This window comes from Desulfosporosinus sp. OT (assembly GCF_000224515.1).
In the GTDB taxonomy this organism is placed as follows: domain Bacteria; phylum Bacillota; class Desulfitobacteriia; order Desulfitobacteriales; family Desulfitobacteriaceae; genus Desulfosporosinus.
This window is the reverse complement of record NZ_AGAF01000248.1, coordinates 1-25,777: the sequence shown is the minus strand read 5'-3', so window position 1 is coordinate 25,777 and position 25,777 is coordinate 1. Positions and strand designations below refer to the sequence as shown.

Annotated in this window: 25 protein-coding genes and 1 pseudogene; 23 read left to right on the top strand and 3 right to left on the bottom strand. The window is 41.1% G+C overall.

From position 1 onward, the window contains the following. Positions 1–225 precede the first annotated feature (225 nt). From DOT_RS23820 to DOT_RS23770, 12 genes are all read left to right on the top strand, one after another. On the top strand, positions 226–1,686 hold the full coding sequence (locus tag DOT_RS23820) for a HAMP domain-containing sensor histidine kinase (RefSeq protein ID WP_009624120.1): 1,461 nt from the start codon (positions 226–228) through the stop codon (positions 1,684–1,686). A gap of 1 nt (position 1,687) precedes the next feature. Then, on the top strand, positions 1,688–2,380 hold the full coding sequence (locus DOT_RS23815; RefSeq protein ID WP_009624119.1) for a response regulator transcription factor: 693 nt from the start codon (positions 1,688–1,690) through the stop codon (positions 2,378–2,380). 222 nt (positions 2,381–2,602) lie between these two features. Beyond that, entirely contained in the window at positions 2,603–3,463 is an 861-nt protein-coding gene (locus tag DOT_RS23810) for a hypothetical protein (protein WP_009624118.1), read from the top strand. A gap of 65 nt (positions 3,464–3,528) precedes the next feature. Next, a complete protein-coding gene (locus DOT_RS23805; protein WP_009624117.1) occupies positions 3,529–4,254 on the top strand; it encodes an ATP-binding cassette domain-containing protein in 726 nt (241 codons plus the stop codon). After that, a complete protein-coding gene (locus DOT_RS23800; RefSeq protein ID WP_009624116.1) occupies positions 4,251–4,988 on the top strand; it encodes an ABC transporter permease subunit in 738 nt (245 codons plus the stop codon). The genes DOT_RS23805 and DOT_RS23800 overlap by 4 nt, the downstream gene beginning before the upstream one ends. Before the next feature lie 124 nt (positions 4,989–5,112). Continuing rightward, positions 5,113–6,567 carry an efflux RND transporter periplasmic adaptor subunit gene (locus DOT_RS23795; RefSeq protein ID WP_009624115.1) on the top strand — a complete coding sequence of 485 codons (1,455 nt, stop codon included), beginning with the start codon at positions 5,113–5,115 and terminating at the stop codon, positions 6,565–6,567. Between the two features lie 49 nt (positions 6,568–6,616). Next, positions 6,617–7,345, top strand: a complete 729-nt coding sequence (locus tag DOT_RS23790; protein ID WP_009624114.1) for an ABC transporter ATP-binding protein — start codon at positions 6,617–6,619, stop codon at positions 7,343–7,345. After that, positions 7,342–8,562 (top strand): ABC transporter permease, encoded by a 1,221-nt coding sequence (locus DOT_RS23785; RefSeq protein WP_009624113.1) that lies wholly within the window; start codon positions 7,342–7,344, stop codon positions 8,560–8,562. Before DOT_RS23790 ends, DOT_RS23785 begins: the two co-directional genes overlap by 4 nt. A 381-nt stretch (positions 8,563–8,943) precedes the next feature. Further along, positions 8,944–10,344 carry a hemolysin family protein gene (locus tag DOT_RS23780; protein WP_009624111.1) on the top strand — a complete coding sequence of 467 codons (1,401 nt, stop codon included), beginning with the start codon at positions 8,944–8,946 and terminating at the stop codon, positions 10,342–10,344. A gap of 256 nt (positions 10,345–10,600) precedes the next feature. After that, entirely contained in the window at positions 10,601–10,948 is a 348-nt protein-coding gene (locus tag DOT_RS29150; protein ID WP_083824285.1) for a chromate resistance protein ChrB domain-containing protein, read from the top strand. Between the two features lie 386 nt (positions 10,949–11,334). Continuing rightward, positions 11,335–11,754: a MarR family transcriptional regulator gene (locus tag DOT_RS23775; protein WP_009624107.1), complete on the top strand. Its 420-nt coding sequence runs from the start codon at positions 11,335–11,337 to the stop codon at positions 11,752–11,754. A gap of 113 nt (positions 11,755–11,867) precedes the next feature. Then, positions 11,868–13,742: a heavy metal translocating P-type ATPase gene (locus DOT_RS23770; RefSeq protein ID WP_009624106.1), complete on the top strand. Its 1,875-nt coding sequence runs from the start codon at positions 11,868–11,870 to the stop codon at positions 13,740–13,742. Positions 13,743–13,963: 221 nt separating this feature from the next. Here DOT_RS23770 and DOT_RS23765 read toward each other — a convergent pair whose 3' ends face one another. Further along, the gene (locus tag DOT_RS23765; protein ID WP_009624105.1) at positions 13,964–14,524 is read right to left on the bottom strand and encodes a VTT domain-containing protein; all 561 of its coding nucleotides are present in this window, start codon (positions 14,522–14,524) and stop codon (positions 13,964–13,966) included. Positions 14,525–14,993: 469 nt separating this feature from the next. Here DOT_RS23765 and DOT_RS23760 point away from each other — a divergent pair, with 469 nt between their 5' ends. The 11 genes from DOT_RS23760 to DOT_RS30005 all read left to right on the top strand — a co-directional run bounded on the left by DOT_RS23760 (position 14,994) and on the right by DOT_RS30005 (position 25,030). Next, positions 14,994–15,266 (top strand): metal-sensing transcriptional repressor, encoded by a 273-nt coding sequence (locus tag DOT_RS23760; RefSeq protein ID WP_009624104.1) that lies wholly within the window; start codon positions 14,994–14,996, stop codon positions 15,264–15,266. Between the two features lie 14 nt (positions 15,267–15,280). After that, positions 15,281–16,639, top strand: a complete 1,359-nt coding sequence (locus tag DOT_RS23755; RefSeq protein ID WP_040413386.1) for an MATE family efflux transporter — start codon at positions 15,281–15,283, stop codon at positions 16,637–16,639. 194 nt (positions 16,640–16,833) lie between these two features. Next, positions 16,834–17,523, top strand: coding sequence for a response regulator transcription factor (locus DOT_RS23750; RefSeq protein WP_009624101.1), 690 nt, complete (start codon positions 16,834–16,836; stop codon positions 17,521–17,523). A 35-nt stretch (positions 17,524–17,558) separates the two neighbouring features. After that, positions 17,559–18,953: an ATP-binding protein gene (locus tag DOT_RS23745; protein WP_348982170.1), complete on the top strand. Its 1,395-nt coding sequence runs from the start codon at positions 17,559–17,561 to the stop codon at positions 18,951–18,953. A 348-nt stretch (positions 18,954–19,301) separates the two neighbouring features. Then, positions 19,302–19,904: a penicillin-binding transpeptidase domain-containing protein gene (locus DOT_RS23740; RefSeq protein ID WP_009624099.1), complete on the top strand. Its 603-nt coding sequence runs from the start codon at positions 19,302–19,304 to the stop codon at positions 19,902–19,904. Between the two features lie 123 nt (positions 19,905–20,027). Then, positions 20,028–20,711: a hypothetical protein gene (locus tag DOT_RS23735; RefSeq protein ID WP_009624098.1), complete on the top strand. Its 684-nt coding sequence runs from the start codon at positions 20,028–20,030 to the stop codon at positions 20,709–20,711. A gap of 260 nt (positions 20,712–20,971) precedes the next feature. Further along, positions 20,972–21,250: a hypothetical protein gene (locus DOT_RS29145; RefSeq protein ID WP_083824284.1), complete on the top strand. Its 279-nt coding sequence runs from the start codon at positions 20,972–20,974 to the stop codon at positions 21,248–21,250. 516 nt (positions 21,251–21,766) lie between these two features. Beyond that, positions 21,767–22,375, top strand: coding sequence for a hypothetical protein (locus DOT_RS23730; protein ID WP_009624095.1), 609 nt, complete (start codon positions 21,767–21,769; stop codon positions 22,373–22,375). A 408-nt stretch (positions 22,376–22,783) separates the two neighbouring features. After that, positions 22,784–23,455 carry a M15 family metallopeptidase gene (locus DOT_RS23725; protein ID WP_157998516.1) on the top strand — a complete coding sequence of 224 codons (672 nt, stop codon included), beginning with the start codon at positions 22,784–22,786 and terminating at the stop codon, positions 23,453–23,455. A gap of 83 nt (positions 23,456–23,538) precedes the next feature. Beyond that, complete coding sequence (locus tag DOT_RS23720; RefSeq protein ID WP_040413384.1) at positions 23,539–24,264, top strand: TraX family protein; 726 nt, start codon at positions 23,539–23,541, stop codon at positions 24,262–24,264. 421 nt (positions 24,265–24,685) lie between these two features. Then, positions 24,686–25,030 (top strand): hypothetical protein, encoded by a 345-nt coding sequence (locus DOT_RS30005; RefSeq protein ID WP_207637070.1) that lies wholly within the window; start codon positions 24,686–24,688, stop codon positions 25,028–25,030. 268 nt (positions 25,031–25,298) lie between these two features. Here the strand turns inward: DOT_RS30005 and DOT_RS23715 are convergent, their stop codons facing one another. Together DOT_RS23715 and DOT_RS31505 are read right to left on the bottom strand one after the other, a co-directional pair. Then, the gene (locus DOT_RS23715) at positions 25,299–25,616 is read right to left on the bottom strand and encodes a lipase/acylhydrolase family protein (RefSeq protein WP_009624090.1); all 318 of its coding nucleotides are present in this window, start codon (positions 25,614–25,616) and stop codon (positions 25,299–25,301) included. After that, positions 25,592–25,777 (bottom strand): annotated as a pseudogene (locus tag DOT_RS31505) (hypothetical protein); the annotation flags it as partial. The gene DOT_RS23715 and the pseudogene DOT_RS31505, both read right to left, overlap by 25 nt.

Here is a 25,777-nt window from a genome sequence, read left to right as displayed (position 1 = left end):
CCTTAACTGAATAGTTCTAAGAAAACTGCCCAAACACTACGCACTACATAAAATTTCACATCTTAACTCAATCTATTTGATACTTTCATACACACTACTGACTGTGTTTAGAAATATTTTAGAAATTGTTTAGATATATTTTAGAAATTGTTTATATTAGTGTATGTGTCGTATTTTATAATAACTAATAATTATCAGTAGTTCATAAGGGAGAAGTGAACATTTTTGTTAATAAAAAAACGAATTTTAATATCGAATGTTCTTATGATTATCATTCCTGTTATTTTGATTATGATTGTTTCAGGAATTTTACGTTTGTCATATACAAAAACATATGAAATACCTAAAGGACCATGGGGTTATGGCGAAAAAAACCCTATAGTGGCGCAGAGTTTGATTGCAGAGTTTTCTAATCGTATGCAATACTCACAAACGATAAACGGCTTAGATGAGTTGCAGTCAGAGCTTCAAAACCAACTATTGGAAGATGGTATTTATAGTGCAATCACCCGTGATAATGAGATTGTCGCTTCCAATTTCACAAATGAAGTTAAGAAGCTTGCAGCCGACATGGGCGGTGAAAATATCTCTATGCCGAAATCCTTTACAGTGCAGTCAGGCTCTGTATTGCTGATCCGTGACAGCTTTCAAAAAGATAGCAACATATTCACGGTTACGGCTATTAATCCAAACTATATGATGAATCTCATTGATTTGGAGACACGTATGACGGCTATGGGCACCTATGCCACAATTATCTTTGTTTTAGCAATCATCATTATTGTGGTGACAAATGGCGTTATTTCCGCAAAAACATCAAAAAAAATTATTGTTCCGCTAGACTTGCTGAGCTACGGAGCGGAACAAATTAAAAACGGAAATCTCGATTTTGAGATAAAGTATGATAGCAAGGATGAATTTGGGACGGCTATTTCTAATTTTGATGAAATGAGGGCTAGATTGCATCAATCAATTCAGGCGCAACTTAAATATGAAGAAGATCGCAAGGAACTTGTTGCAGGAATATCGCACGATTTAAGAACGCCCTTGACAGCTATTAAAGGATATGTAAAGGGACTGAAGGACGGTGTTGCCAATACACCGGAAAAACAACAGCGGTATCGTGATATTATTTACAGCAAGGCCTGTGAAATGGATGTTTTAGTCGATACGCTGTTTCTTTTTTCAAAACTGGATACAGGACATCTCCCTTTCTATTTTGAAAAAGTTAATTGCAAACAATATTTAGATGAGTTTATAAACCAAATAACAGAGGACTTTGAAAGAAACGGGCTGAAAATAGCCTATCACAATAGTTGCTCACCCGATACGGTCGTGAAAATTGATTCTGATCAGATGAACCGCGTGTTTATCAATATTTTAGAAAACAGTGCAAAATACAAACCTTTGGATATTTGCCATGTGGACTTCGAGGCAAGCAGGAAAGGTGAGGAGATTGTGCTTGAGATTCGTGATGACGGGCAGGGCGTTCCGGAAGAAATCCTGCCCAACTTATTTAATAGTTTTTATCGGGGTGATGCCTCTCGTACCAATCCCACTGAAAGCAGTGGCTTGGGTCTGTCTATTGCCGAACGGATTGTAAAAGCGCATAATGGCACCATTACCGCTCAAAACAAAAATGGTCTTGCCATTATTATAAAATTACCTGTCGCAGAGGAGGAATAAAGTGAAACGTATTTTAATTATTGAAGATGATCAAGCGATCGCCGAGCTTGAAAGAGATTATCTCGAAATTAACGGGTTTGAAATAGAAATTGCAACCGATGGAGATATGGGGCTGAAGCTCGCTTGCAGCAAGAATTTTGATTTAATTCTGCTTGATTTAATGCTGCCCCATAAGAATGGCTTTGAATTGTGCCGAGAAATCAGAAAAAAAAGAGAGATTCCAATCTTGATGGTAACTGCTAAAAAAGAATCCATCGACAAAATAAGAGGGCTGGGATTGGGAGCAGATGATTATATTGTAAAGCCTTTTGATCCAGCAGAGCTTGTAGCAAGAGTGAATGCTCATTTATCTCGATATGATAGATTGACGTCTGTAGATAAACCGATGTCAATGCAGGAGATTATTGTTGGTAAACTAAGAATTCTGCCACAAGCATGGCGTGTTTATGTGGGTGACGAGGAAATAAGGCTTACCAGCAAGGAGTTTGAGCTGCTCCTATTTTTAGCGACGAATCCAAATATTGTTTTTACCAAGGATAATTTATTTAACCGCATCTGGGGGCTGGAGGCGATGGGGGATGTTGCCACGGTCATTGTTCACATTAACCGGTTAAGAGAAAAAATTGAAGAGGACAGTAGTAATCCCAGCTATATTGAAACTGTATGGGGCGCGGGTTATCGGTTTAAGATTTGACACTTAACACTTAACACTTAACACTTAACAGATTTTACTATCTGTCAACTAAAAAACTCATTGCAATTTTGGCAATGAGTTTTTCTATGCTCTATTTTATTAGTCATCTACAAAGAGTTTATTATTTGTTTATCTCCTCTTTATTGGGAAGTTATCTCTCTCCTATACAATAAAACTAAGCTGTTAAACATACAGACTTCAAACAAAAAGGAGAATATTCAAATGAAAAAAAAGGGCTTCAAAACAATGGCGGTTTCGGCAGTAGCAGGATGTTTACTTTTGTCCTTCAGCGCAACTACATTCGCAAATACGGGTTCAGGATATGCGAGCCTTAAGGATGCCGTTGAATCCACAATGCTCACTGAAAACAAAACGATTACCACACAATTTGAGGTGAAAGACGAAGGAGTTATTATTCTTTCCAGGAACAGCATCAAAAAGGTTGACGGTGACAACAAATCTTCTGAAAATAGCATTACGGTTGACGGAATGACCAAAGCTTTTCAAACCAGCGAAGGCAACGGGATTTTAATTAAAGAAGCTGATGGCAAATATTACAGCGTAAACAAGAGTGATAAAAAATTCGAAAACCTTACAGCATCTAGCAGCATGGTAAAACTCGCTGAAATGTTTGCAGACACTTTGGTTGGCGACGTTAAAAATCAGTTTGTCAAAGACGGGCAAACCATCAGTGTAAAGCTTGAAGGTGCACAGATTCCGGAACTTACAAGACTCGCATTTTCAGCAATGACAGAAAAAAACAGCACTCGTATGGAGGATAAAAACAACGTTAATCAGGATTATGATGAAAGCATGAAATTAATGATGAATAAAATGCCAAAGCTTAGCAACGTTAATATTAAATCCATCGCAATGACTGCGACTGTTGATGGAAATACGCTAAAGGACAATGAGTTTGCTGTTGCCATCACAGGTAATGACGCAAATGGTGTAACTCATGAGTTAACTGTGATGGTAAATGCGAAAATCACAGATGTAGGAAACACCAAAACTGATGCAATCGATACAACTGGCAAAGAAGTCACCACGATTGATCGGGCAGACCAGCGCCATAGCAGATAGTCATTGCAAACTATCAAAGAGGGTGGCTGATGCCACCCTCTCCATGATTAGGAGGGAATACACTCATGGTACTTAAAATAAATAACCTCAGCAAAACCTATAGAAACGGACGCGGCATCAAGGCGATTTCGTTTCAGGTTCAGGAGGGTGATGTTTATGGCTTATTAGGGCCAAACGGTTCTGGAAAAACGACCACCATGAAAATCATCACAGGCTTGTCAAGAGCTGATCAGGGTGATGTTCAAATATTCGGCAGTAGCATCGAAAATGACGGAGAAAAGTCGCTGGAACAGGTTGGCTGCTTAATTGAAGCACCTGCGGTCTATGAATATTTAAGCGCGAAAAAAAACCTTGAAAATGCAGCAGCCTACTATTCGGATATAAAAGCACCCCGAATTGAAGATATATTAAGACAGACAGGGTTGCTACAGTACCAAAATGATAAAGTCAAAGAATTTTCTTTAGGAATGAAACAACGGCTGGGTTTGGCTCTAGCTTTGCTGTCAAATCCAAAGCTTGTTATTTTAGACGAACCTGCCAACGGCTTGGATATTGAAGGTATGGTTGCCATTCGGGAAATCATCATGAAACAAGCCAAATCAAAGGGAATTACCTTCTTAATTTCCAGTCACCTCGCTCATGAATTAGAACTTATGTGTAATAAAATCGCCATCATGAAAGATGGCTACTTACTGAAAACAGCCACAATGGAGGAAGTGATAGAGCGAAGCAGAACGCTTGAAAACTACTTTCTTGAAACTATCGGAAGTGGGAAGGAGAAACCCCTATGAAAGCGATCAAAGCAGGTGTACTGAACGAAACAGTTAAAGTGCTCAGCCGAAAAAAATATCAAGTTTTTCTTTTATTAACATGTCTTCTCAGTATTGCAATCTGTTCGCTTGGAGGATTCAAAATAGGTTTTATTGGGCTCTCATCGATTAATACGCCGCTTACAGTCTTATCATTGGCAACCGAATTCATACTGCCTCTTATGATTGCTATGGCAGCAGCAGACCTGTTTACCGCAGAGCAGGAGAATGGTTCTATCAAGGCAACCATTACAAGACCCGTCAGTCGAATCAGTATTCTAACTTCGAAAATGCTGGCAATTGTTCTATATACTATCTTAGTATTGTTGATTTGCCTTGTGATAAGTCTGGTTTACAGTATTGTGTTTAACGGCATAGGGGTATCGAATATCGCAGAAGTACTTTTAGCGTATGCAGTATCCATTGTGCCGATGCTTCCGATCACTCTTTTTGCTGTTACTGTTTCACAACTGTGTAAAAACAGCTCCAGCACGGTAATGCTGTTTGTGTTTGGCTATATCGTCCTTGCTGTAGCTTCTATCGTTCTTCCAAACATCTCACCAATGCTGTTTACCTCTTACACAGGCTGGTACAAACTGTTTATAGGGGCAACGATGCCTATTGCTTACATCTTAAATGTTTTGGCTTTGCTGGTGGCATATACCCTGATCTTTTTTGCGATCAGTTCGTGGGCTTTTGAGAAAAAAGAGTATTAAAAGCAATTAGCCTGGTTTTACAAGGAGAACTGGAACGTTTATTGGCGCATTAAGCATCAATTTCGTCCCTCGGTCCACCCTCGTGAAGAAGTCATCGGGATTCTGCGAAAGGAATGAAAGAAGCATGAAAAAAAAGTGGCTAACTGTGGGAGTTTTGGGCCTCTTGGTTTTAGGAGGTGTGTTTTGGGCCTCACGACAGATTAATGCCAAGTCGTCAACGCCTGAATTGCTTACGGCTAAAGTACAAAAAGGAGACGTACGCAAGGTTATTACGGGGACAGGTACGGTGAATTTTCCGCACACGATACCGCTTGCCTTTCTGCAGGCCGGAAAACTTGTTGAACTTAATGTCAAGGCTGGGGATGAAGTTAAGAAAGGGGATGTCTTGGCCCAGCTTGATCCAACAATCCTTCAGCATACCTTGGCACAAAGCCAAGCGAATCTTTTGAGTGCCCAAGCAAAACTACAACAACTAGAAGAGGGATTTCCGCAAAGTCAAGCCCAAGCCAAGTCAGCCCTAGCCCGGGCTCAAACGGCTTTAACAACGGCAGAAGGAAATGCTGACCCGGGCTATTTAGCAAACCAGGTTTGGCTTGCTGAACAAAATGTGCTATTAGCCAGTGACGCATTAGCATTGACCCAGGCTGGCGGCAACCCTGTCACTATTCAACAAGCCCAGACAACTTTGAATCAGGCCTTGGCGGCATTGACAAGTGCCCAAAATTTCCAGAACGGCGGGGCAGCGCAGGCTTTGGCTGCAGCCCAAGCTGATTATGCGTCAGCCCAAAATCAGATGGATCAGCTTAAGAATGGCCCTAAAGCCGGTGAACTTCTAGTCGCCCAGGCCGCTGTGGAGCAGGCCAAAGCTACCTTAGACATTGCCCAGACAAATCTAGCCAATGCTACACTGATGGCGCCGAATGATGGGGTAATTGCTACAGTAAGTGTGGAGAATTATCAAACTGTGACCACGACGCCAATTATGACTTTAGCTGCGGGAGGGACGCAAACACAAGTCGATGCTGCCATTGATCAAGCCGATATAGCCCAGGTAAAAGTGGGACAGACGGCTGAGGTCAGCTTAGATTCTGCTCCGGACCAACCTATCAAGGCCAGAGTAGTTCTGATGTCTCCTATGGGAACAACGGTGCAGAATGTCACCACATTTAATGTTACGCTTCTTCCGGACGAACCGAATCCAATCCTTAACCCGGGGATGAACGCCAATGTTAGTATTACGGTCGGAGAAGCTGAAAATGTGTTAATTATCCCCAGCGTTGCGCTTCAAAGTCGTGAAAAACAAAATGGTGTGTTCGTTCCTAGTGTGTCAGCGACGGAGCGCCCCAATTCGGACAGTAAGGTTTCCGGAAAGGTTGATTTTACACCTGTTGAAATGGGACTCGATGACGGGACCTCGGTGGAGATCAAAAGTGGGTTGAGCGAGGGTCAAGAGATCGTGATTGGAACGCTTTCCCCAGCGGAGCCCGATGAGCAGACCACGGGATTTCCTACTCCAGGGAGCGGACAGAACCCCGGGCAAGCGTTAGGGCAGTTTAACGATGTAGTGGGGGGAAAATAACGAGTATTTTCCGAATCTTAACTGTGGCCGGCAGAGAGGGGTAAATGACTTGATCAAATTGAAGGGAATCAAAAAAAATTATCAGTCAGGAGATATTACTATATCAGCTTTACGGGGTGTTGATCTCTCGGTACAAGCCGGAGAGTTTGTGGCGATCATGGGTCCTTCCGGTTCGGGTAAATCGACCATGATGAATATTCTTGGCTGTTTGGATATTACGACGGAAGGAGAGTACATTTTGGATGGCTCCAATATTGCCAAAGCTTCAAATAATGAGCTGGCAGACATTCGCAACCGCAAGATCGGTTTTGTCTTTCAGGGTTTTAACCTTCTTCCTCGTACCTCTGCTCTGGAAAATGTTGAGTTGCCTTTACTATATGCCGGGATCGGAGGTAAGGAACGACACCAGCAAGCTTTTAAGGCTCTTGAGTCGGTGGGGCTCGGAGAAAGGACTATGCACAGACCGCAGGAGTTGTCCGGTGGACAACAGCAGCGGGTGGCTATCGCTAGGGCACTGGTCACTCATCCGGCAATTATTCTAGCTGACGAACCGACGGGTAATTTGGACAGTAGGGCGAGCGAGGAGATTATGGTTATTTTTCAAAGACTGCATCGTGCTGGAAACACCATTTTAATTGTGACCCATGAATCGGAAATTGCTGAATACACAGAGCGCGTCGTCAGTTTTCGTGACGGTCGTATTGAACGGGATGAATCTGTTAAAAATCCCCGACAAGCTTGTCCGCAAGCCCGGCAGGAGAAAGGAGTGGCGTCGTGAACTTCCTGGAATCGATTCGGGTTTCCCTCAGAGCCCTACGTGCTAATAAGTTGCGCTCTATTCTCACCATGTTGGGGATTATTATTGGAGTTGCAGCGGTGATTGCCATGGTAGGAATTGGCAAGGGTACTACAAATTCTATTACATCACAGATAAAAGGATTGGGCTCAAATCTACTTATCGTCACCCCGGGACAGACGAATAGCGGTGGAGTCACAGGCGCTTTAGGAACTTCTAATACTCTGGACATGGAGGATATAACCAAAGTGCAAGCAGCGGGACCTGCTGTCAAAATGGTAGCCCCAGCGAGCGGCAAAGCGGTGCAAGTAGTATTTGGCGCGAAAAACACTTCCACTTCGATGACCGGAACGACAGATAAATACGCTCAGATTCGTAATACCTCGATGAAGGTAGGACGCTTTTTGTCCGCTCGAGATATCGATAGTAATGCTCGTGTTGTTGTTCTGGGGTCAACTGTCGCCCAAAGCTTGTTCGGCGCTGACCAAGTGTCGGCGGTGGGTAAGACTATAAAACTCGATAATGTACTCTTTCAAGTCATCGGGGTATTGGCTAGCCAGGGATCGTCTGGATCCAGTAACAATGATGATATGGTGTTAGTTCCCATTACAACGGCTCAGACCCGATTAATAGGTAACAAATATGTTAAGCAAATTTTCATTGAAGCAGTTTCCGCAGACTTGATGCAGACTGCGGAAAACGAAGTCAGTGTAGCCCTGCGAAGAGCGCATCGTTTACAAACAGGGCAGCCGGATGATTTTACAATTATGAGCCAAGCCGATATTTTAGCGACGATGAAAGGAGTCACTCAGACTATGACGATGCTGCTAGGGGGGATCGCGGCGATTTCTTTACTCGTGGGGGGGATCGGAATCATGAATATCATGCTCGTTTCGGTAACTGAACGAACAAGGGAGATCGGGATTCGTAAAGCCATAGGGGCGAAAGAACGGGACATTTTGCTCCAGTTTTTGATCGAAGCTATCGTTTTGAGTTTGGTTGGTGGAATCGTCGGCATGTTCCTTGGTTGGGGAGGCTCTAATCTGGTCGGGAAGGCTATGAAAATTTCTGTAGGTATTTCACCCACGTCAATTTTTATAGCCTTTGGATTCTCGGCTATGATAGGGATAATGTTTGGCGTGATTCCGGCTCGGACGGCTGCGGGGATGAATCCCATTGAGGCTTTACGTTACGAGTAAAGCCTCAATATAATCGCTACTGTTTAACAAGAAAGGTTCGGTTTTGGAGTGAAAAACACAAGCATTTAGTCCTCCTTTTTTGGGATTACATATCAACACCTTACACGCCGAGAGCGAGCTAATGCTCTCAATCTTAAGCTCAATTGCCAAGGAAGAATTCGTGTCCATATTGTAAAACATGCGCTGGAGCCATCAGCGCCGCTTTAAGCAGTGACGACATAGAAAAAGGGGGGGATATTTAAATGGCATTTTTTAAGGATGGATTTAAAAACGGTACATGTTTAAGAATTTAATGTGTTAATGGGTATTTATGCATTCTAGACCGCTAACGTTAATTCAAAAAATGATGTATAATTATCTTCTAAATAAACTACAAATAATATGGAAGGACAACCATATACGGCTTCTGGAAATAAAAGGAGGAGAAAAATCATCGAAGGTCTGCTCTGGAATGCCATAAAGGTTTTAATTGCTTTTTTATTGGTCGGAATTAATGGTTTTTTTGTTGCTGCTGAATTTGCAATGGTAAAAGTGCGTAAAACGCGTTTGGCGGAACTTGCTGAGAATGGTTCACGAAGAGCGCAAACCGCACTTGATGTTGCCTCGAAACTAGACGCATACCTTTCTGCCTGTCAGCTCGGTATTACGCTAGCTTCCTTGGGCTTAGGTTGGCTTGGTGAACCGGCGATTGCGACCCTTATCGAACCGTTGTTTGTGGGTTTTGGCGGTTGGAGTTTGATCTATACTCATACCATTGCTATGGCAATAGCATTTTTAATTATCTCGTTCTTACACATTGTTCTAGGAGAGCTTGTGCCTAAATCACTTGCAATCCAGAAGGCCGAAAGCACTGCACTTGCTACTGCGGGCTTTTTAAAGGCTTTTTACTGGGTATTTTATCCGGTTATCTGGGCGCTTAATAGTATAGCTAACCTTGTTTTGTATATCTGGAGAATTCAACCGGCCAATGAGGCTGATTTATCACATAGCGAAGAAGAGCTGAGAATGTTAGTAGATGCCAGTCAAAAGCATGGCTATTTAGATAAAATGGAAGGTAAACTCTTGGATAATGTCTTTGAATTTTCGGACCGCATTGCTAGTGAGGTGATGATTCCGCGCCAAGATATGGTGTGTGTCTTCATACAAGATACGTTTGAGGAGATTTTAGAGGATGTAAAAAAATACGGACATACACGTTATTTGTTGTGCGATGATGATAAAGACCATGTTCTGGGCTTAGTCCATATGCGGGACATCATTCGGTTACAGGAACAATCAGGGGCGAAAGATATTTCTCAGATTAAGCGAGATATCCTTGCCGTTCCAGAGGGAATGCCGATTTCTCATCTGGTACAGAGAATGCGGAGCCAACGAACCCATATGGCAATTATTGTGGACGAATTCGGCGGATCAGCTGGGCTTGTCACGCTTGAGGATATGCTCGAAGAATTGGTAGGGGAAATTTATGATGAATTTGAGTCAGAACAGCCTGACATTCTGAAACTGGCTGAGAATGAATATATACTAAACGGCCGGGTATTATTGGAAGAAGTCTCAGAAATGTTGGAGATTCAACTCGAGGAAGATACCGTTTCTACGATAGGGGGATATGTTTTTGCACGGATAGGTCGAAAGCCGGTCAAGGGAGATATTGTTTATTTTAATGGGTTTAACTTTGAAGTTATGGAGGTTATAGGGTATAGAATTACCAAGGTTAAGGTCATGAAAAAGTCTCGCGAAAGTAAAAACAGTGAAGTACACGACGTAAATGAAGCAGTTTGATCATAAGGAAAAGGCCGCAAGGTAGTTACTTGCAGGCCTTTATTTCATTACATCTAAAGAATTCTAATTTTGTTTTCCTCCAACCAATAATTCACTTGGATAAGGCAGGCAAAGAGCTGTGGAATGCCCATCAGTTGCCCAAACCATGGACGACCAGAAGGCATGGTATCTGAGAGCTTCATGAGATCCCGTAAGGCCGGGAGGTTAAGGAAGGGAAGAATCGGGGAAGTTTTGACTTCAAGACTAAGTAAAATTTATCGACCCCAAGGCAGAGTTTGAGTTCATTAAGAAAGGGATCGATTTCAAAGGCCTTGACGGTATCCCCTTTGATGTTCCCGGGGCAACCCTCAGCCATAAACGGGGACGCTGTACCTTTTGCACTATTTTAAAAGAATATGACCATATCAACGAACCCGTTCTGAATCAAATATGTGATATTGTCGATTCGGTCGATACCATGAATGACTTATTACCTCCACCTGAAGCAGCAGGGTTGGACACGATATTTAGGGGATTAAGAAAGGTTATGGAGGATGATCATAAGACCATAGAGATTGGTTTTATCATTATGGACTCTCTCTATAAGCAACTTTTGGAGGGCTAAAATTATGAAATATAAACAGGAGATGTTCTAATGGCCGTTTCTTTCAATAAACCCATTTCAGAAACTCGATCCTACTATCAAATATTTATGCGATTTTTGCGTTTCGGGTTGCAAGCTTGGGGTGATCCTGTAGCGTAAATCACTATGCTTCGTAAGTTGGGTTATTTAGTACAGCTTTTTGGAGCTATGTAATAACATCGACAAAACCAGAAGTCCCTTTGTTCTAATCGGACGAAGGGACTTTTGCCTGGAAGGTCAAGTTTTCAATAATCTTCGCTACCCCCCTTGTCAGCGAAGATTATTTTTGCTATCATATAATTTGATTATCAAACAATATTATATTAAAACATTATGAACTACATATTATTTTTGGAGGAGGAATTTTAATGACGATCAATGAAGAGTTGACCCATGAACTCTTGGCGTTTTTCAATGGGTTTTCTTCTTGGGAAAATTCAATCGTGCGATCCAGTGAGGTAACGGTTTCTGAAGCACATGCCTTAGAGGTCCTTGGTGAAAATGAAAAAATGAATATGAAGGCTTTGGCTCAGAAACTGGGGGTAACGACAGGAACTACTACAGTAACAGTGGATCGCTTAGAAAAGAAGAATTTTGCACGTCGTGAATTGACAAAAGAAGATAGGCGCGTTAATCTCATCAGTTTAACTGATATAGGAAGGAATGCCTTTGAGGAACATCATGACTACCATTTACACCTGACAGAGCAGATGACTTCTACTCTGAGTGACGATGAAATCAAGCAATTTTTGCATATCTTGAAAAAGATCAATGTCGAAACTTTTTAGAACTAAGAGGATTTCATCATAACTACAATTAATGGCTCAATGGATTCAAGATAAGAGGGCTAGGGTACATAGCTAGGTCGTCATGTGGAAATAAGTTAAGAGGAGAAATTGACATGAGAACATCTTGGAATATACTTTGGTCGCGACATAAAGGGTTGATTGTTACAGCCCTCAGCTTAGGATTTATTATCCTGGCTTGGTATTCGGGCAGATATGGTCATTCTGAGCTCGAAGTCCCATGCTACCTTTTGGCCTATGCCATAGGTGGATATCAGAAAGCCTGGGAAGGTCTGCAAACTCTGATTAAGGAAAAAGATTTCGATGTCGATTTGTTGATGGTCGTAGCAGCTATTGGTGCAGCTAGTATCGGATTTTGGAGAGACGGGGCTATTTTAATACTAATTTTTTCCCTAAGTGGTGCCCTAGAAGGGTATACTCTGGAGCGAACGAATGATGAAATTAAGGCCATTATGAAACTACGCCCGGAAGAGGCTATTGTGTTACAAGGAAACCTGGAAAAGCGAGTTCGAGTCGAAGAATTGCAGCTAGGCGACCGTTTGTTGGTGAGACCGGGAGAAAGGATTGCGGCGGACGGGCTTGTGCGTGAGGGATATTCTTCTGTGAATCAGGCCTCGATTACGGGAGAATCGATGCCCATGGACAAATCTGTAGGTGACGAAGTTTTTGCTGGAACCATGAACGGACAGGGAGCTTTAGTCATCGAAATGACCAAGCCGGCAGAGGCAACTTTGCTTGCTAAAATAATTCATCTTGTTCAAGAAGCTCAAAGTGAAAGACCCCCTAGTCAATTATTCATGGAGCGGTTTGAACGTATTTATGCTAAAATTGTGGTCACTTGTGCGGTTTTGATCTTAGTCGTGCCACCCTTTGTCTTAGGGTGGTCTTGGAGTGAGACGATTTACAAAGCGATGATTTTTCTGGTCGTAGCCTCGCCCTGTGCTCTTGTTTCCTCGATCATGCCTGCTATTTTATCCGGGATATCCAATGGTGCACGAAATGGCATATTATTTAAAGGCGGCGCCTATCTAGAGGCGATCGGGGATGTCAACGTAGTCGCTTTTGACAAAACCGGGACTCTCACCGAGGGAATACCGAAAATTACTCAGGTGATACCTTACGGGAACTACACTGAAAATGAGGTCTTAGGCATCGCAGCCTCCCTAGAAACGTGGTCAGAACACCCTATTGCTAAGGCAATCATCCATAAAGCAAACGAGAAGAATATTCAACTTCGCTCGGCATCAAAGCTGGAAGCTGTGCCTGGACTTGGGGTGCGTGGCATCGTGGACGGTCAGGAATATCGAATCGGAAAACTAGATTTGACCGAAGGACAAAAATTGTCGGATGAGGAAATGAAGGCTGTCCAGAAACTTGAAAAGCAAGGGAATACGGTGATCTTTGTTCAAGTGGGAGACGAACGAATCGGTGTTTTAGCGGTACAAGATACCCTGCGACCACAAGCAAAGGAATCGATCAGAAGACTAAAACAAATGGGGATTAAGGTTGTGATGTTGACCGGCGACAGCTCTACAACTGCGCAAATAATGGGTGAGCAGGTAGGCGTCGACGAAGTCTATTCAGAATTGCTGCCCCAACATAAAGTAGACATTATAAAGAAATTAGGGGAGCACGGAAAAGTTGCGATGGTCGGAGACGGCGTGAACGATGCACCGGCCTTGGCGGTTTCTTCTGTGGGCATCGCGATGGGTGCTGCCGGAACGGATGTAGCGCTGGAAACGGCTAATGTGGTTCTGATGGCGGATGATATTTCTAAGGTCGCTTATGCCATTACCTTAGGTCGTCGCACGACTAGGGTGGTTAAACAAAATGTTACCTTTGCCATTGCCGTCATTCTCGTGCTGGTCCTGTCTAATTTTTTCGGGAACATTAATCTCCCGGTAGGAGTCATCGGGCACGAAGGAAGTACTATCCTTGTTATCCTCAGCGGCCTACGTTTACTACGGTAATAGAGCCGTCTGCTTTGCAAGTCTGTTGCAAAAAAAATAAAATACCATCGTTTTTAAACAATAGCCGACTTTTCCTTAGCGTTGGAAAGTCGGCTTATTGTTACCATATATTGTCTTAGCGTGGGTTTTAAGTCATTTCGTTGGCCTACCCCAGAACCGAAAGAGGAGAGTTCATCATGCAGTAGAGTTAAAAATTAAATTGGACAATCGATTAGACTTTGTTATCGAGTCCCTGAATTTATTTTTCTTAATAAGAAGAACATAGTTCCGACCGCAAAGATAGTAATTGCTAACCTTATCCAGTTCGTATTGATATTTATAACATCAAAGCTTACTAAAGCCTCAAGAGCAATAGAGGGAAGTTTTCCAAGGGCAGTGGCAATTAAAAAATGTAACATGTTTATATTACTTATTGCACCTGCTAACGTTACAAAACCTGAAGGTATAAAAGGCAAAAGCCTTGTTTGAAAAAGTAGTACGGTAATTTCAAATCCCTTTGCAGAGACAATCCTATCTAGCATATTGTATTTTCCACCCAAGCGTTCAAATCTCTTTTTAAAGCCCAATCTGTAAAGGTAGAACGAAACCAAAGCACCAATTACCTCTCCGACCCAGGAGATAATAAAGCCATTAACAGGACCAAATACAATAACATTTGCACCTGTGACAAAAATTGAAGGAATAATTCCAGCAATAGCAATAAGAATACTTATGAATAAGCTTGCAATAATTCCATACGCACCCCAATAATTTATAGAGTCTGCAAAAAATTGTGAAGACATAGATGCTAGTTCCTTTCAGGATTATATTTATCAAAAAATATTATTTTATGTTACGTGCTAGCATAGCGATCCGATTTAAACATTCGCAACTAGCTTAACTATGTTTGTGAAACACTAATTACCTTATATAATAAGAAACAGTTTGAGAGGTGAACTAAGAACAGAACTCGGACGGCAGTTCAATGGGTAGAGTGCAACCATGATTGTTCTTAGGTGGTTCAAGCTATCCCAAAAATGGGCAGAGTATTCACGATTTTATTGTGGCTTCTGACCAAGCTCTCTTAAGGGCTAAACAAAGTGGTAAGAATTATACTATATCATGTTGGATATCAGAGACGAAAATAATTAGAGTTAAATGAGTAGAAAATCATAAAAGGGACTGCCTCTTCATAGAGTACACCTTTGTGTTGACTTTATCCCCCTGGGGGGGATAAAATATTTGTGTAGGGCACTTTTAGGAGGAATTATAATGAATCACAAGCATAAGCACCAACATCAGGTTGTAAATCGGCTTTCCCGGATAGAGGGGCATATCCGAGCCATAAAGCAAATGACAGTTGACGGACGAGATTGTCCGGATATTTTACTGCAATTTGCTGCTGTAAGGAAAGCATTAGATAACGCAGCTAAACTCTTGCTCAAAGATCATTTAGAAAACTGTGTAGTAGCTGCTGTTCACGACGGGAACGAAGAACAAGTATTACTTGACCTCAATAAAGCGCTTGACCATTATATGCGGTGAAGGGAAAGATCATCATGTCATCTGACTTAATAATTAACCAAGATTTATCCGTTAAAAGAAAAATACGTGTCATTTTAACTTTAGCTATTCCTGCCATGATAGAAAATATCTTGCAGGCCATTGTTGGGTTTGTCGATATCTTATTCGTTTCCAAATTGGGGTTAATTGAGGTTACTGCAGTGGGTGTAGCTAATGCGATTCTAGCTGTGTATATTGCTATATTTATGGCGCTAGGAATAGGAACGTCTGCTTTAATTGCTCGGGCCGTAGGTGCAGGAGAATTCGATAAAGCACGGGATGTAGCAAGGCAATCAACCATGTTCTCTGTATATATAGGCTTGATCTTTGGAATGGTAGCATTGATTTTTGCCGAACCCTTACTAAGGCTTATGGGGGCAGAACCAAGGGTACTGGTCGATGGAGTTAAATATTTCCGCATAGTTGCCATCCCTTCGGTATTTATTTCACTCATGCTTATGTTTGGCAATATCTTGCGAGCCTACGGGGATACCAAAACTCCTATGAAAGTAAGCTTATGGATCAATATTCTTCATGTTGGCCTAGTTTATATCCTGATTTTTGGTTTATGGAAGTTCGATGGCTTTGGGATAGAAGGAGCAGCCTTGGCAACAGTAATTGCTCGTATAACAGGTACACTTGCTCTGTATTACTTCATCGCACAATCAAGAATTGCATTTTCTTTTTTAAGGAGCCTCCGTCTGGAGCGGAACAGCTATACGTTGCCAATTCTAAAGCTATCTGCTCCGGCTGCCGCAGAACGGCTAATTATGCGTCTTGGACAGGTCCTATATTTTGGATTGATTATTCGGATTGGAACTGAAACCTATGCTGCTCACATAATCGCGGGCAATATTGAAGTTTTTTCGTTTATGCCGGGGTATGGTTTAGCGATTGCAGCAACTATATTAGTCGGGCAGAACTTAGGAGCAAATAGAGTTAAAGAGGCTCGTTCATACGGACTGTGGACCTCTGCTATCGCGGTTATCGTTATGTCGTTTTTTGGGGTGATTTTATTTTTCTTCAGTCCTTGGTTTGCAACTTGGTTTACACAGGAAGAAAATGTCATTGATATGGTTGCCACAGCACTCAGAATTGATGCTTTTGCACAACCCGCACTAGCCTTAAGTTTAGTATTGGCAGGTGCTTTACAGGGAGCAGGCGATACTAAGAGCCCAATGTATAGTACTGCAATTGGAATGTTTTTTATTCGTGTTCTGGGAGTCTACATTTTTGGTTTGAGATTAGGAATGGGGATTGCCGGAGTATGGATTTCTATAGCAATTGATTTATTCATTCGAGCTGTATATCTTCTTTTCAGATTTATCAACAGAAGTGGATCTTTGCTTGATTGAAACACAAAGCCACTCTCTCCATGAGCAATAATCTCTCCATGGTACACTATTGTTATCAGACTCAAACGGGTTTTTAACAAAAATGTTAAAAATCTGTTAACTTGATGTAGTTCTCTTAATGTACAATAAAATGAAGCTGAAGCAATTAACTTAGAATTGTTCCAATAAGTTAAGAATTGAGGGGGGAAACTAGATTGAGTAATAAGGTTCTAATAGCAGACGATGACGATCGGATTCGGGAAATAGTGCGTATCTACCTTGAAGCGGATGGGTTTGACGTTTACCAGGCAGAGGATGGAAACAGTGCGTTAGAGATGGTTCGGAAAGATAATCTAGATCTTATCATTCTCGATCTAATGATGCCCGGATTAGACGGTTGGACCGTTTGTAAGATACTGAGAAAGGAAACCAAGATTCCCATTATTATGCTAACAGCCAAGGGGGAAGAGAATGATCGGGTGTTAGGATTTGATTTAGGGGCGGATGATTATGTCGTTAAACCGTTTAGTCCGCGTGAACTTAGTGCCCGGGTCAAGGCAGTCCTAAGAAGGTTGGAAGGAGGACAAAGTAAAGAACATATCATTTCTTATCCTGGTCTAAAGATCAATCAGATTACTCGGGAAGTCGAACTTGGTGGATTAAAGGTAAACTTAACGGCTAAAGAATTTGACCTGTTGCATTGCTTAGCAAAGCGACCCGGGCAAATCTACAGTCGAGATCAGTTACTCAATATGGTCTGGGAATACGATTACTGCGGAGATTCCCGCACCGTTGACACCCACATCAATCGCTTGAGATCTAAGCTTGAAAATCAGCTTGGTTATAATGACATTATTCAGACCGTTAGAGGGGTGGGTTACAAATTCGAATTAAGTGGTCAATAAGAAATAGCTTAGTAAGCAAGCTTTGGTTGGCAATTGTGCTTATAGTACTAGTAGTTTTTCTGTTTTCAGTAGTGATACAAGCACAGCAGATCAAATCCGTAATCTATAATCAACACGCGCAATTATTCATAAATGAGGCGGAAGAAGTCGTAAGAGTTTTCAATAAATATGAAAACACAGAGAGGATCGCTATCAACGAAAGGTTGGCTGTCTTAGCTAATGTATTAAGTGCTAATACCGCAATCATGGATACAGATGGAAACATTTTGTATGGTCAACTGGCCAATGATCAGTCGATGAGCAGTTTGCTTTTAGAGCCTGGTTTTAAAGAGAGAGTCCTCGGTGGTGAAAATGTCGTTTTCTCCGGCAAGGTCACGGGGTTCAATGAAGAGATGTTTCTTGTGGCTGTTCCTTTAAAAAAGGATAAGCAGATTATTGGTTTGGTGGTTATATTCAGTCCTCTGGAAAGCATGAAGCATCATGTTAACAACATTTGGGGAATTGCTCTGATAGGAACGTTGATAGGGATCTTTTTAGCTACAGCGTTAAGTATGCTTGTATCCCGAAAGATGATCCGACCCCTCATTAAAATGGAAGAAACAGCACGCCAAATTGCAGAAGGTGAGTTCGGTAGGCAAATTGAGGTTACCTCCGAAGATGAAGTGGGGTGTCTTGCCCGCTCGTTTAATCGCATGTCAACTCAGCTCAGCGACAAAATTGAGGCTATAGAGAGACTTGATAGATTAAGGCAGGAACTACTTTCTGATGTTTCCCATGAGTTGCGCACGCCCTTAACGGTTATTCAGGGCTTTTCTGAAGCAGTGCTGGACGGGCTAGTTAAGTCGAAGGAACAGGAGCAAATCTATCTCAATAACATTATTGACGAATCCGAGCGTCTCAGACGCCTTGTAGATGAGTTACTCGACTTAAAAGGGATGGAAGTCGCTAAAACCTTTGATGAAATGGAATATGTAGTATTGAATAAGCTTGTTCAAATCACCGTTGAGCGACTAAGACATATGGCTAATTCTAAAGAAATTAAATTAACGCTAACTGTGCCAGAGCAAACTATTATCGTATGGGGAAACATTGATCGCCTCAAACAGGTGCTTACTAATTTATTAGACAATGCCATTAAACATTCGGAAACGGGCGGTTCAGTAGGTGTAACGTTGGGTATAAAGAATATGTATGCTTTTATAGCCGTGAAAAATGCTGGACCCGGTATTCCCCGGGAAGACCTCGTAAATATTTGGGAAAGGTTTTACAAAGTCGATAAATCTAGATCGAGGCGTGGAACTGGCACGGGCTTAGGACTTTCTATAGTTAAAAAAATCATTGAAATGCATGACGGAAAAGTATCAGTTGAAAGTGAACCTGGCCAGGGAGCCGTTTTCACCATTTACTTACCATCTGCTGAACATGCTTAATTTAACCATGTGCGGCTCAACTAAGTTATAAACAAAGAGAAGACCGGCGAATTTGCTAGCCTTCTCTTTTGATTTTTCAAGAATCATTTCTACTTTAACAAAAATGTTAAAAATCTGTGACGTGTTCGTAAAATAACAACACTATACTATACTTAACTATCTAGGAAATAACAGGTACAGTTCGAGCAATTGGCAGTCTGGTATAGGCTGGAGGTGTTACTTAAACTTCCTTGCCACAATAAGACTCCTTAAAATGGAGTCTTATTTTATACTAGGTCAGAAAGTATGAACTTTTCGTTAAATACTTTCTGGAAGCATAAGTGCAACTAAGGCGGCCGCCTGCGCTATATGGAAAGCGTTGTTATCAACGGAACGGGAAAATTAACGATCATCCCAGGGATTAGAGTGGGTGGGAAATCAGGAACTGCCCAAAAAATTGACCCTGTAACTCGTAATTATTATCCTAATGCGTTTATAGCATCGTTCGAAGCCTTTGCCCCAGTTGATAACCCAAAAATTGCAGTGTTAGTGATTGCGGATAGTCCTAAGGGTGTGGAATATGAGGGTGGACCACTATGTAGTCCTGTTGCTAAAATAATTATACAAGGAGCTCTTGAAGAATTTGATGTTCCTTTTTCTAATGATGCAAAAAGCACCATAGCAGTTACCGAAAACGATGTTCCTGTTAGACCTGTTACGTCACCGACCGTCCCTGAGCGTCCACCACTAGCTAACGAAGTTGTGGTTCCTAATCTTATCGGAATGACGATGCGACAGGTTGGAGAAACGGTAAGCAAGTCGGAATTGCATTTCAACTTTAATGGTAGTGGGCTTGCTATTGAACAAAATCCAGTCGGAGGCAAGGTCGTGGCCAAGGGAACTATCGTTGAAGTTAAATTCGCACCGTTGCCACCTGCGTCCCCTCCATCAACTCCACCTCCGACCCCGTAATAACAAAGACCAAATAAGCGAAAACCCCCATCTTATCAATTCATTATGCAGTTAGGCAAAATATTAGAGGCTGTTACAGCTGGAAAGAATATACTATTGATTTTTTAGAAATGAGTGACATGTATGTTTGATTTAAAAGAGCAAATTAAGAACATCTGGTATAAAATGCCACCAAACATAAAATACAGAGTATACACGTTAAAGAAATCAAGACCTATGGAAGAAGTACTCACTAGGCTACAAAGTAATAATATTAATTTACGTGAGTTAAATGCATTGGAGGTTTTCGGAAAAACAGGAGAGTGGCATACATTAGATTATGGATATAAGGTGAAATCTTTAGAGGTATGGGAAATAGATTCGAGTTGTAAAGCATCTTTGAAAAGAAATTTTCCCTTTGCTACTGTAAAAATTGTAGACTCATATATGGAAGTAGAAAGATGTAATAAAAAGTATAGCTTAATTGTTATAGATAATCCTATGTCAACTTATGGAGATTACTGTGAGCATTTCTCTCTTTTTCCTAAGATGGTTACCTTGTGTGACGAGAATGCCATAATTATTATTAATGTTATACCCAAAATAAACGAAGACACGAAAGCCGAATATCCATATTTGTTTAATGATATACAATTAGAAAAAAGAAGACAATTTTACAAAACGAATTGCCCAGATAAACTAACCTTTGAAGAAATAGATTCAGCATATAAAAACATGGCATTAAAAGAACACTTTAAAACGGAATGGAGTTTTTTTCACAAAAGAAATTTTGTTTATTATTATGTATTTAAATTAAAAAAGATTTAGCATAGGGTATGAGCTAATTGAAAGGGAAGCAAGCAGTTTTTTTGTCTTATGGACCATAGAAGAATTAACTCATCTGATTTAGTTGAAGTAGATTAAACCTTTTTAGCAGGAAGGTAAAAACGAATGAAGAATTTGATGTTCCTTTTTCTATTGATGTAAAAAGCACCATTGCAGTCACCGAAAACGATGTTCCTGTTAGACCTAACATCCTTGAGCGTCAACCACTAGCTAACGAGGTTGTTGTTCCTAATCTTATCGGAATGACGATGCGACAGGTTGGAGAAACGGTAAGCAAGTCGGAATTGCATTTCAACTTTAGTGATAGTGGGCTTGCTATTGAACAAAACCCTGTCGGAGGCAAAGTAGTGACTAAGGGAGTTATCGTTGAAGTTAATTCGCACCGTTGCCACCTGCGCCCCCTCCACCAACTCCGCCTCCGACCCCGTAATAACAAAGACCAAATAAGCGAAAAACCCCCGTCTTATCAAAAGAAGAGTCGGGGGGGTATAAAAAATAAAAGCTTCCTATTAACAGGTTAACAGGCGTAACGACACCGGCGGGCATTGTATCCGCTTAACAGGCAATTTAGTAGAACAAGTTACGGCAGAACGAGCAGCCGGTAAAACCTATGGAACCATTGCCCAAGATGCTGGAAAGTTAGATGAATTCCAAACTCAAAGGCTTGAGCAGAAAAAAGCTTTACTCGAGTAGGCAAGTCTTCCTTAATCGATGTTAGAAAAAGAGGAAATGTCTTGTATTAGATTTCTATTTGATACTATGTGATGACAAACCTATGGTAATGGCCTTAAAAACACAAAGCCTAAAGGAAAAGACTTACAAAAGGTGGTCATTTGCTTAGGTAAAACACATATCTTAATGGTTGCCAGATCATACGAAGATGGGGAAGGTTGTAGTGCGAATGAAAGCGGAACTGATTGGAGCTACGTAAAGAATGATCATCCAATAGGCTTACTTATCGAATTATGCCAGTTATGAGCAGAGTGAGAGACTATTTTTACTATCATATAAGTGAATGATAAATAGAGGTGAATCTGATGAAATTCGCAAAAATTCTTGTACATATGATTATAGTTTTTACACTATTAGGATGTGGAACTGCGAAACCCCAAAGCACAACTCCAACCAATACTCAGAATCAACCACCTCAGGCACAAACATCAACTTCGCAAGTACAATTAGCATCAACTAATCCAACACAATTGACAACTGTCTCGTTTAAGTGGATAGGAGTAGATGTGGATAATTTAAGCCCAAATGACTTAAAACTTGATGGTAACCCTGATGGGCATTTTCATATAACTGTTCCATTCAATCAACCATCAGCAATAAAATCCATATGGATTCGGCATTCTGAATTTGGTAAGTCATTAAAATGGGGATGGTTATACAATAAAAATCTTCCAATAACCGGCTACATAATGGCAGTTTTCGACGATAAGGGCAACCCTATATTACCACAGGCCGACAATGGATATCGAGTAGATGGGCTAACAGATTTCGATTTGTATATCTCTGAGCTAAATAATGAAAATGGTCGAGACAACTTCAAATTTGAAAAAGGACAAACGTTTAATCTCGAAATTGATTATAGAATACAGAACAATGAAGAAAAAGAATTTGATTCCACGGTACAAATTAAGTAACCAGAGGATTTGGTTGATATCTCTGAATCAGAGACATTAGAAAAAGAAATCTGTGTTTATAGGAAAACTCAGCATGAATAAACTGAGTCAATGGGTTTTGGGTTTATTAGCCTTGGGGGTGAGCATGGTGATGTAGATAAAACAATTGCTGATTTTGTCAAAGCTGTAGAACATTTTTCAAGGATGTTATAGCATTAAGATATTAGCGGCAGGTACAAAAAAGGACTGGCATATGAAAAACACGTTTTCAATACCGATTCAGTACCTTAAAAAAAGGCGGTGTTACTTATAATTAATAATAGTTTCCATAAACTGGTGATGTATATACTCGGTTTGACGCTCCTTGTGACCACACTTAGTGCTTGCAATTCATCTAATCAGTCGAATGCAGACCCTAGCCCGACTCCGGTGACGCAATTCGCTGAGCAACCGTCGCTGCCTAAGTCACTTGACGAGGTTTACGCGTATGCTGGGCTCATTGAGCTTAAACAAGTGGATCCGAGCTTTGTTATCGACCTCAAAAATGCAACTGCCGACAATATAACAGGCATGGTGCAGTATGAGCACGATTTGTGTTTAATTAACATTGACGCAGCAAAGGCGCTCATGAAAGCGCAAAAGCTTGCAATGGCTGACGGTTACAGAATCAAGATTTGGGATGCGTACCGTCCGCTGTCTGTGCAAGCCGCGATGAATGCAAGCCTGCCCGATGACAAGAAGCACTTTGTTCCAGCGCCGTCGAACAGTTCGCAGCATTGCAGAGGCATCGCCGTGGACATAACTTTGGTAGACGAAAATGGCGATGAGCTTGACATGCCTACCGATTATTGCGAGTTTACCGAGGCGACTTATCCCAATTACGAGGGCGCCACTGAGACGCAGACCAAAAACCGTGAATACCTCAAGAGTATTATGACGAAGGCTGGGTTTAAGGTGTTGTCAACCGAGTGGTGGCACTACTATCTGCCCTCATATATGAATTACGAGCGGCTTGACGTAAAATTTGACGATTATTTGCAATACCGCGAAGCCAATGCTCCCACGCCTGCATCAATATCACCATCACCATCTGGTACATAATGTCGGCTCGGTGATTGTTGTACTTAATGCCGCTTTTCTTTATGACAGAAAATATATATTATAAGATTCATGGAGGATGGTGCATGGACGACCAAATAACAATAAATTCAAAAAACACACATGATATTTCCGCTAATGCGTTGAAGATAATAACCATGATTGCTATGTTTGCCGATCACTTTTTTGTGGTCGCTTTACCGCACGACAGTGTGATCGGGGCAATCTCACGAATAACAGGGCGAATTGTGGCTCCTACACTTTGCTTTTTTATAGCAGAAGGGTATCACTATACATCTAACGTTAAAAAATACATTTTTCGGCTTTTGCTTTTCGCCGTTATATCTCATTTTCCATATGTGATGTATTTTCAGCATTCGTGGTGGAAAGCCACAAGCGTATTTTGGGGTCTTGCTTTAGGGCTGATTGCTTTAACAGCAGTAAAAAGTGACAAGCTTGATACATGGAAAAAAATATTGGCTGTAGGCGTTTGCTGCTTACTTGCTTATCCTGCTGATTGGAACTACATCGTGGTACTGTGGATCGTATGTTTTGGTGTATTCAGGGGACAGTTTAAGGCGCAAATGACTGCTATGCTTGTTATAGGGTATTTCTTTGTCGCTATACCTTTCTTACTGGATTGGGATTGGGCACATTTTTATCAATTTGCAATCGTATTAGCAATTCCGTTATTAGCATTATATAAGGGAAGGCGAGGTAAAAAGTCAAAGACCTTAAAATGGGGATTCTATATATTTTATCCAGCGCATTTAATCCTGCTTTTGTTATTAAGGATTTTCTTTAAAATGTAAAGCATAATAGCATTGAATTGAAAATCCAAAGGTATTGAGATGATAAATCTTGATGCCTTTGTTTTCATATAACCCCAAAACAAATTTATAAAGCTGCAGTCAGGCAGAGGCATATGAGGCTAGGTTTATTCTTTTTGATGAATTTATGTCTGCCCAACACTACGCACTACATAAAATCTCACATCTTAACTCAATCTATTTGATACTTTCATACAACACTACTGACTGTGTTTTAGAAATATTTTAGAAATTGTTTATATTAGTGTATGTGTCGTATTCTATAATAACTAATAATTAATAATTATCAGTAATTCATAAGGGAGAAGTGAACATTTTTGTTAATAAAAAAAATTTAATATCTAATGTTCTCACGACAGGTTAATGCCAAGTAATCAACGCCTAAACTGCTTACGGCTCAGCGGTGCAAGTAGTATTTGGAGCGAAAAACACTTCCACTTCGCGTGGAGGGATGGAGCATCTTACAAACGAGCGTCATCCCGCCTGGACAGCAGATCAGTGTCACACGCACCTATCCCGACCAGGGACACGGCAGCATAGCCGTGACCGTCGTCCCCCCCGGACAGCTCGCTCATCGCTCCGCCGCCCCTTCTGGAGGGTCGCTGGCTGCGACACGGCGAGGCAGGTACCGTCTATAGCAACAGATGATGCGACATTGCCTAAAACTTTATATCCAGCATGGGCTATCCGTGACAATCAATGCACTTATTTTCAGCAATCCTTTTCATGCGTACGTTCGGCATATTAACATTAATTTCACTAGTACAACTATTTGTGAGAAAGGAATTATTCAAATAACTGATAGCAAAAAGATAATGGCTATTGCTCTTTTCTTCATATTCATGGGATTGTGGTACTCTGAATTTGTGGATAAAAGTGCTCTTTTCCTTCTATTGGTTTCACCTGTAGGAGTTATACCCTGTCCAACGCTGCTTACAACCAATAGGCCTACTGACGCTTATTATGCCTAGATGCAGTAGAGTTAGAAATTAAATTGGACAATCAGTTAGACTTTGTTATCGAGTCCCCGTATTTATTTTTCTTAATAAGAAGAACATACTTCCGACCGCGAAGATAGTAATTGTTAACCTTATCCAGTTCGTATTTATATTTATAACATCAAAGCTTACTAAAGCCTCAAGTGCAATAGAGGGAAGTTTTCCAAGTGCAGTGGCAATTAAAAAATGTAACATGGTTATATTACTTATTGCACCTGCTAACGTTACAAAACCTGAAGGAATAAAAGGCAAAAGCCTTGCTTGAAAAAGTAGTACGGTAATTTCAAATCCTTTTGCAGAGACAATCCTATCTAGCATATTGTATTTTTTACCCAAGCGTTCAAATCTCTTTTTAAAGCCCAGTCTGTAAAGGTAGAACAAACCAAAGCACCAATTACCTCTCCGACCCAAGAGATAATAGAGCCATTAACAGGACCGAATACAATAACATTTGCACCTGTGACAAAAATTGAAGGAATAATACCAGCGACAGCAAT

What these genes read in the sequence shown, in the direction of transcription:
- DOT_RS23810 (WP_009624118.1), top strand. Translation starts at nt 2,603, where the DNA reads ATGAAAAAAAAGGGCTTCAAAACAATGGCGGTTTCGGCAGTAGCAGGA.
- DOT_RS23805 (WP_009624117.1), top strand. Translation starts at nt 3,529, where the DNA reads ATGGTACTTAAAATAAATAACCTCAGCAAAACCTATAGAAACGGACGC.
- DOT_RS23800 (WP_009624116.1), top strand. Translation starts at nt 4,251, where the DNA reads ATGAAAGCGATCAAAGCAGGTGTACTGAACGAAACAGTTAAAGTGCTC.
- DOT_RS23795 (WP_009624115.1), top strand. Translation starts at nt 5,113, where the DNA reads ATGAAAAAAAAGTGGCTAACTGTGGGAGTTTTGGGCCTCTTGGTTTTA.
- DOT_RS23780 (WP_009624111.1), top strand. Translation starts at nt 8,944, where the DNA reads ATGGAAGGACAACCATATACGGCTTCTGGAAATAAAAGGAGGAGAAAA.
- DOT_RS23775 (WP_009624107.1), top strand. Translation starts at nt 11,335, where the DNA reads ATGACGATCAATGAAGAGTTGACCCATGAACTCTTGGCGTTTTTCAAT.
- DOT_RS23770 (WP_009624106.1), top strand. Translation starts at nt 11,868, where the DNA reads ATGAGAACATCTTGGAATATACTTTGGTCGCGACATAAAGGGTTGATT.
- DOT_RS23765 (WP_009624105.1), bottom strand. Translation starts at nt 14,524, where the DNA reads ATGTCTTCACAATTTTTTGCAGACTCTATAAATTATTGGGGTGCGTAT.
- DOT_RS23760 (WP_009624104.1), top strand. Translation starts at nt 14,994, where the DNA reads ATGAATCACAAGCATAAGCACCAACATCAGGTTGTAAATCGGCTTTCC.
- DOT_RS23755 (WP_040413386.1), top strand. Translation starts at nt 15,281, where the DNA reads ATGTCATCTGACTTAATAATTAACCAAGATTTATCCGTTAAAAGAAAA.
- DOT_RS23740 (WP_009624099.1), top strand. Translation starts at nt 19,302, where the DNA reads ATGGAAAGCGTTGTTATCAACGGAACGGGAAAATTAACGATCATCCCA.
- DOT_RS23735 (WP_009624098.1), top strand. Translation starts at nt 20,028, where the DNA reads ATGTTTGATTTAAAAGAGCAAATTAAGAACATCTGGTATAAAATGCCA.
- DOT_RS29145 (WP_083824284.1), top strand. Translation starts at nt 20,972, where the DNA reads ATGACGATGCGACAGGTTGGAGAAACGGTAAGCAAGTCGGAATTGCAT.
- DOT_RS23730 (WP_009624095.1), top strand. Translation starts at nt 21,767, where the DNA reads ATGAAATTCGCAAAAATTCTTGTACATATGATTATAGTTTTTACACTA.
- DOT_RS23720 (WP_040413384.1), top strand. Translation starts at nt 23,539, where the DNA reads ATGGACGACCAAATAACAATAAATTCAAAAAACACACATGATATTTCC.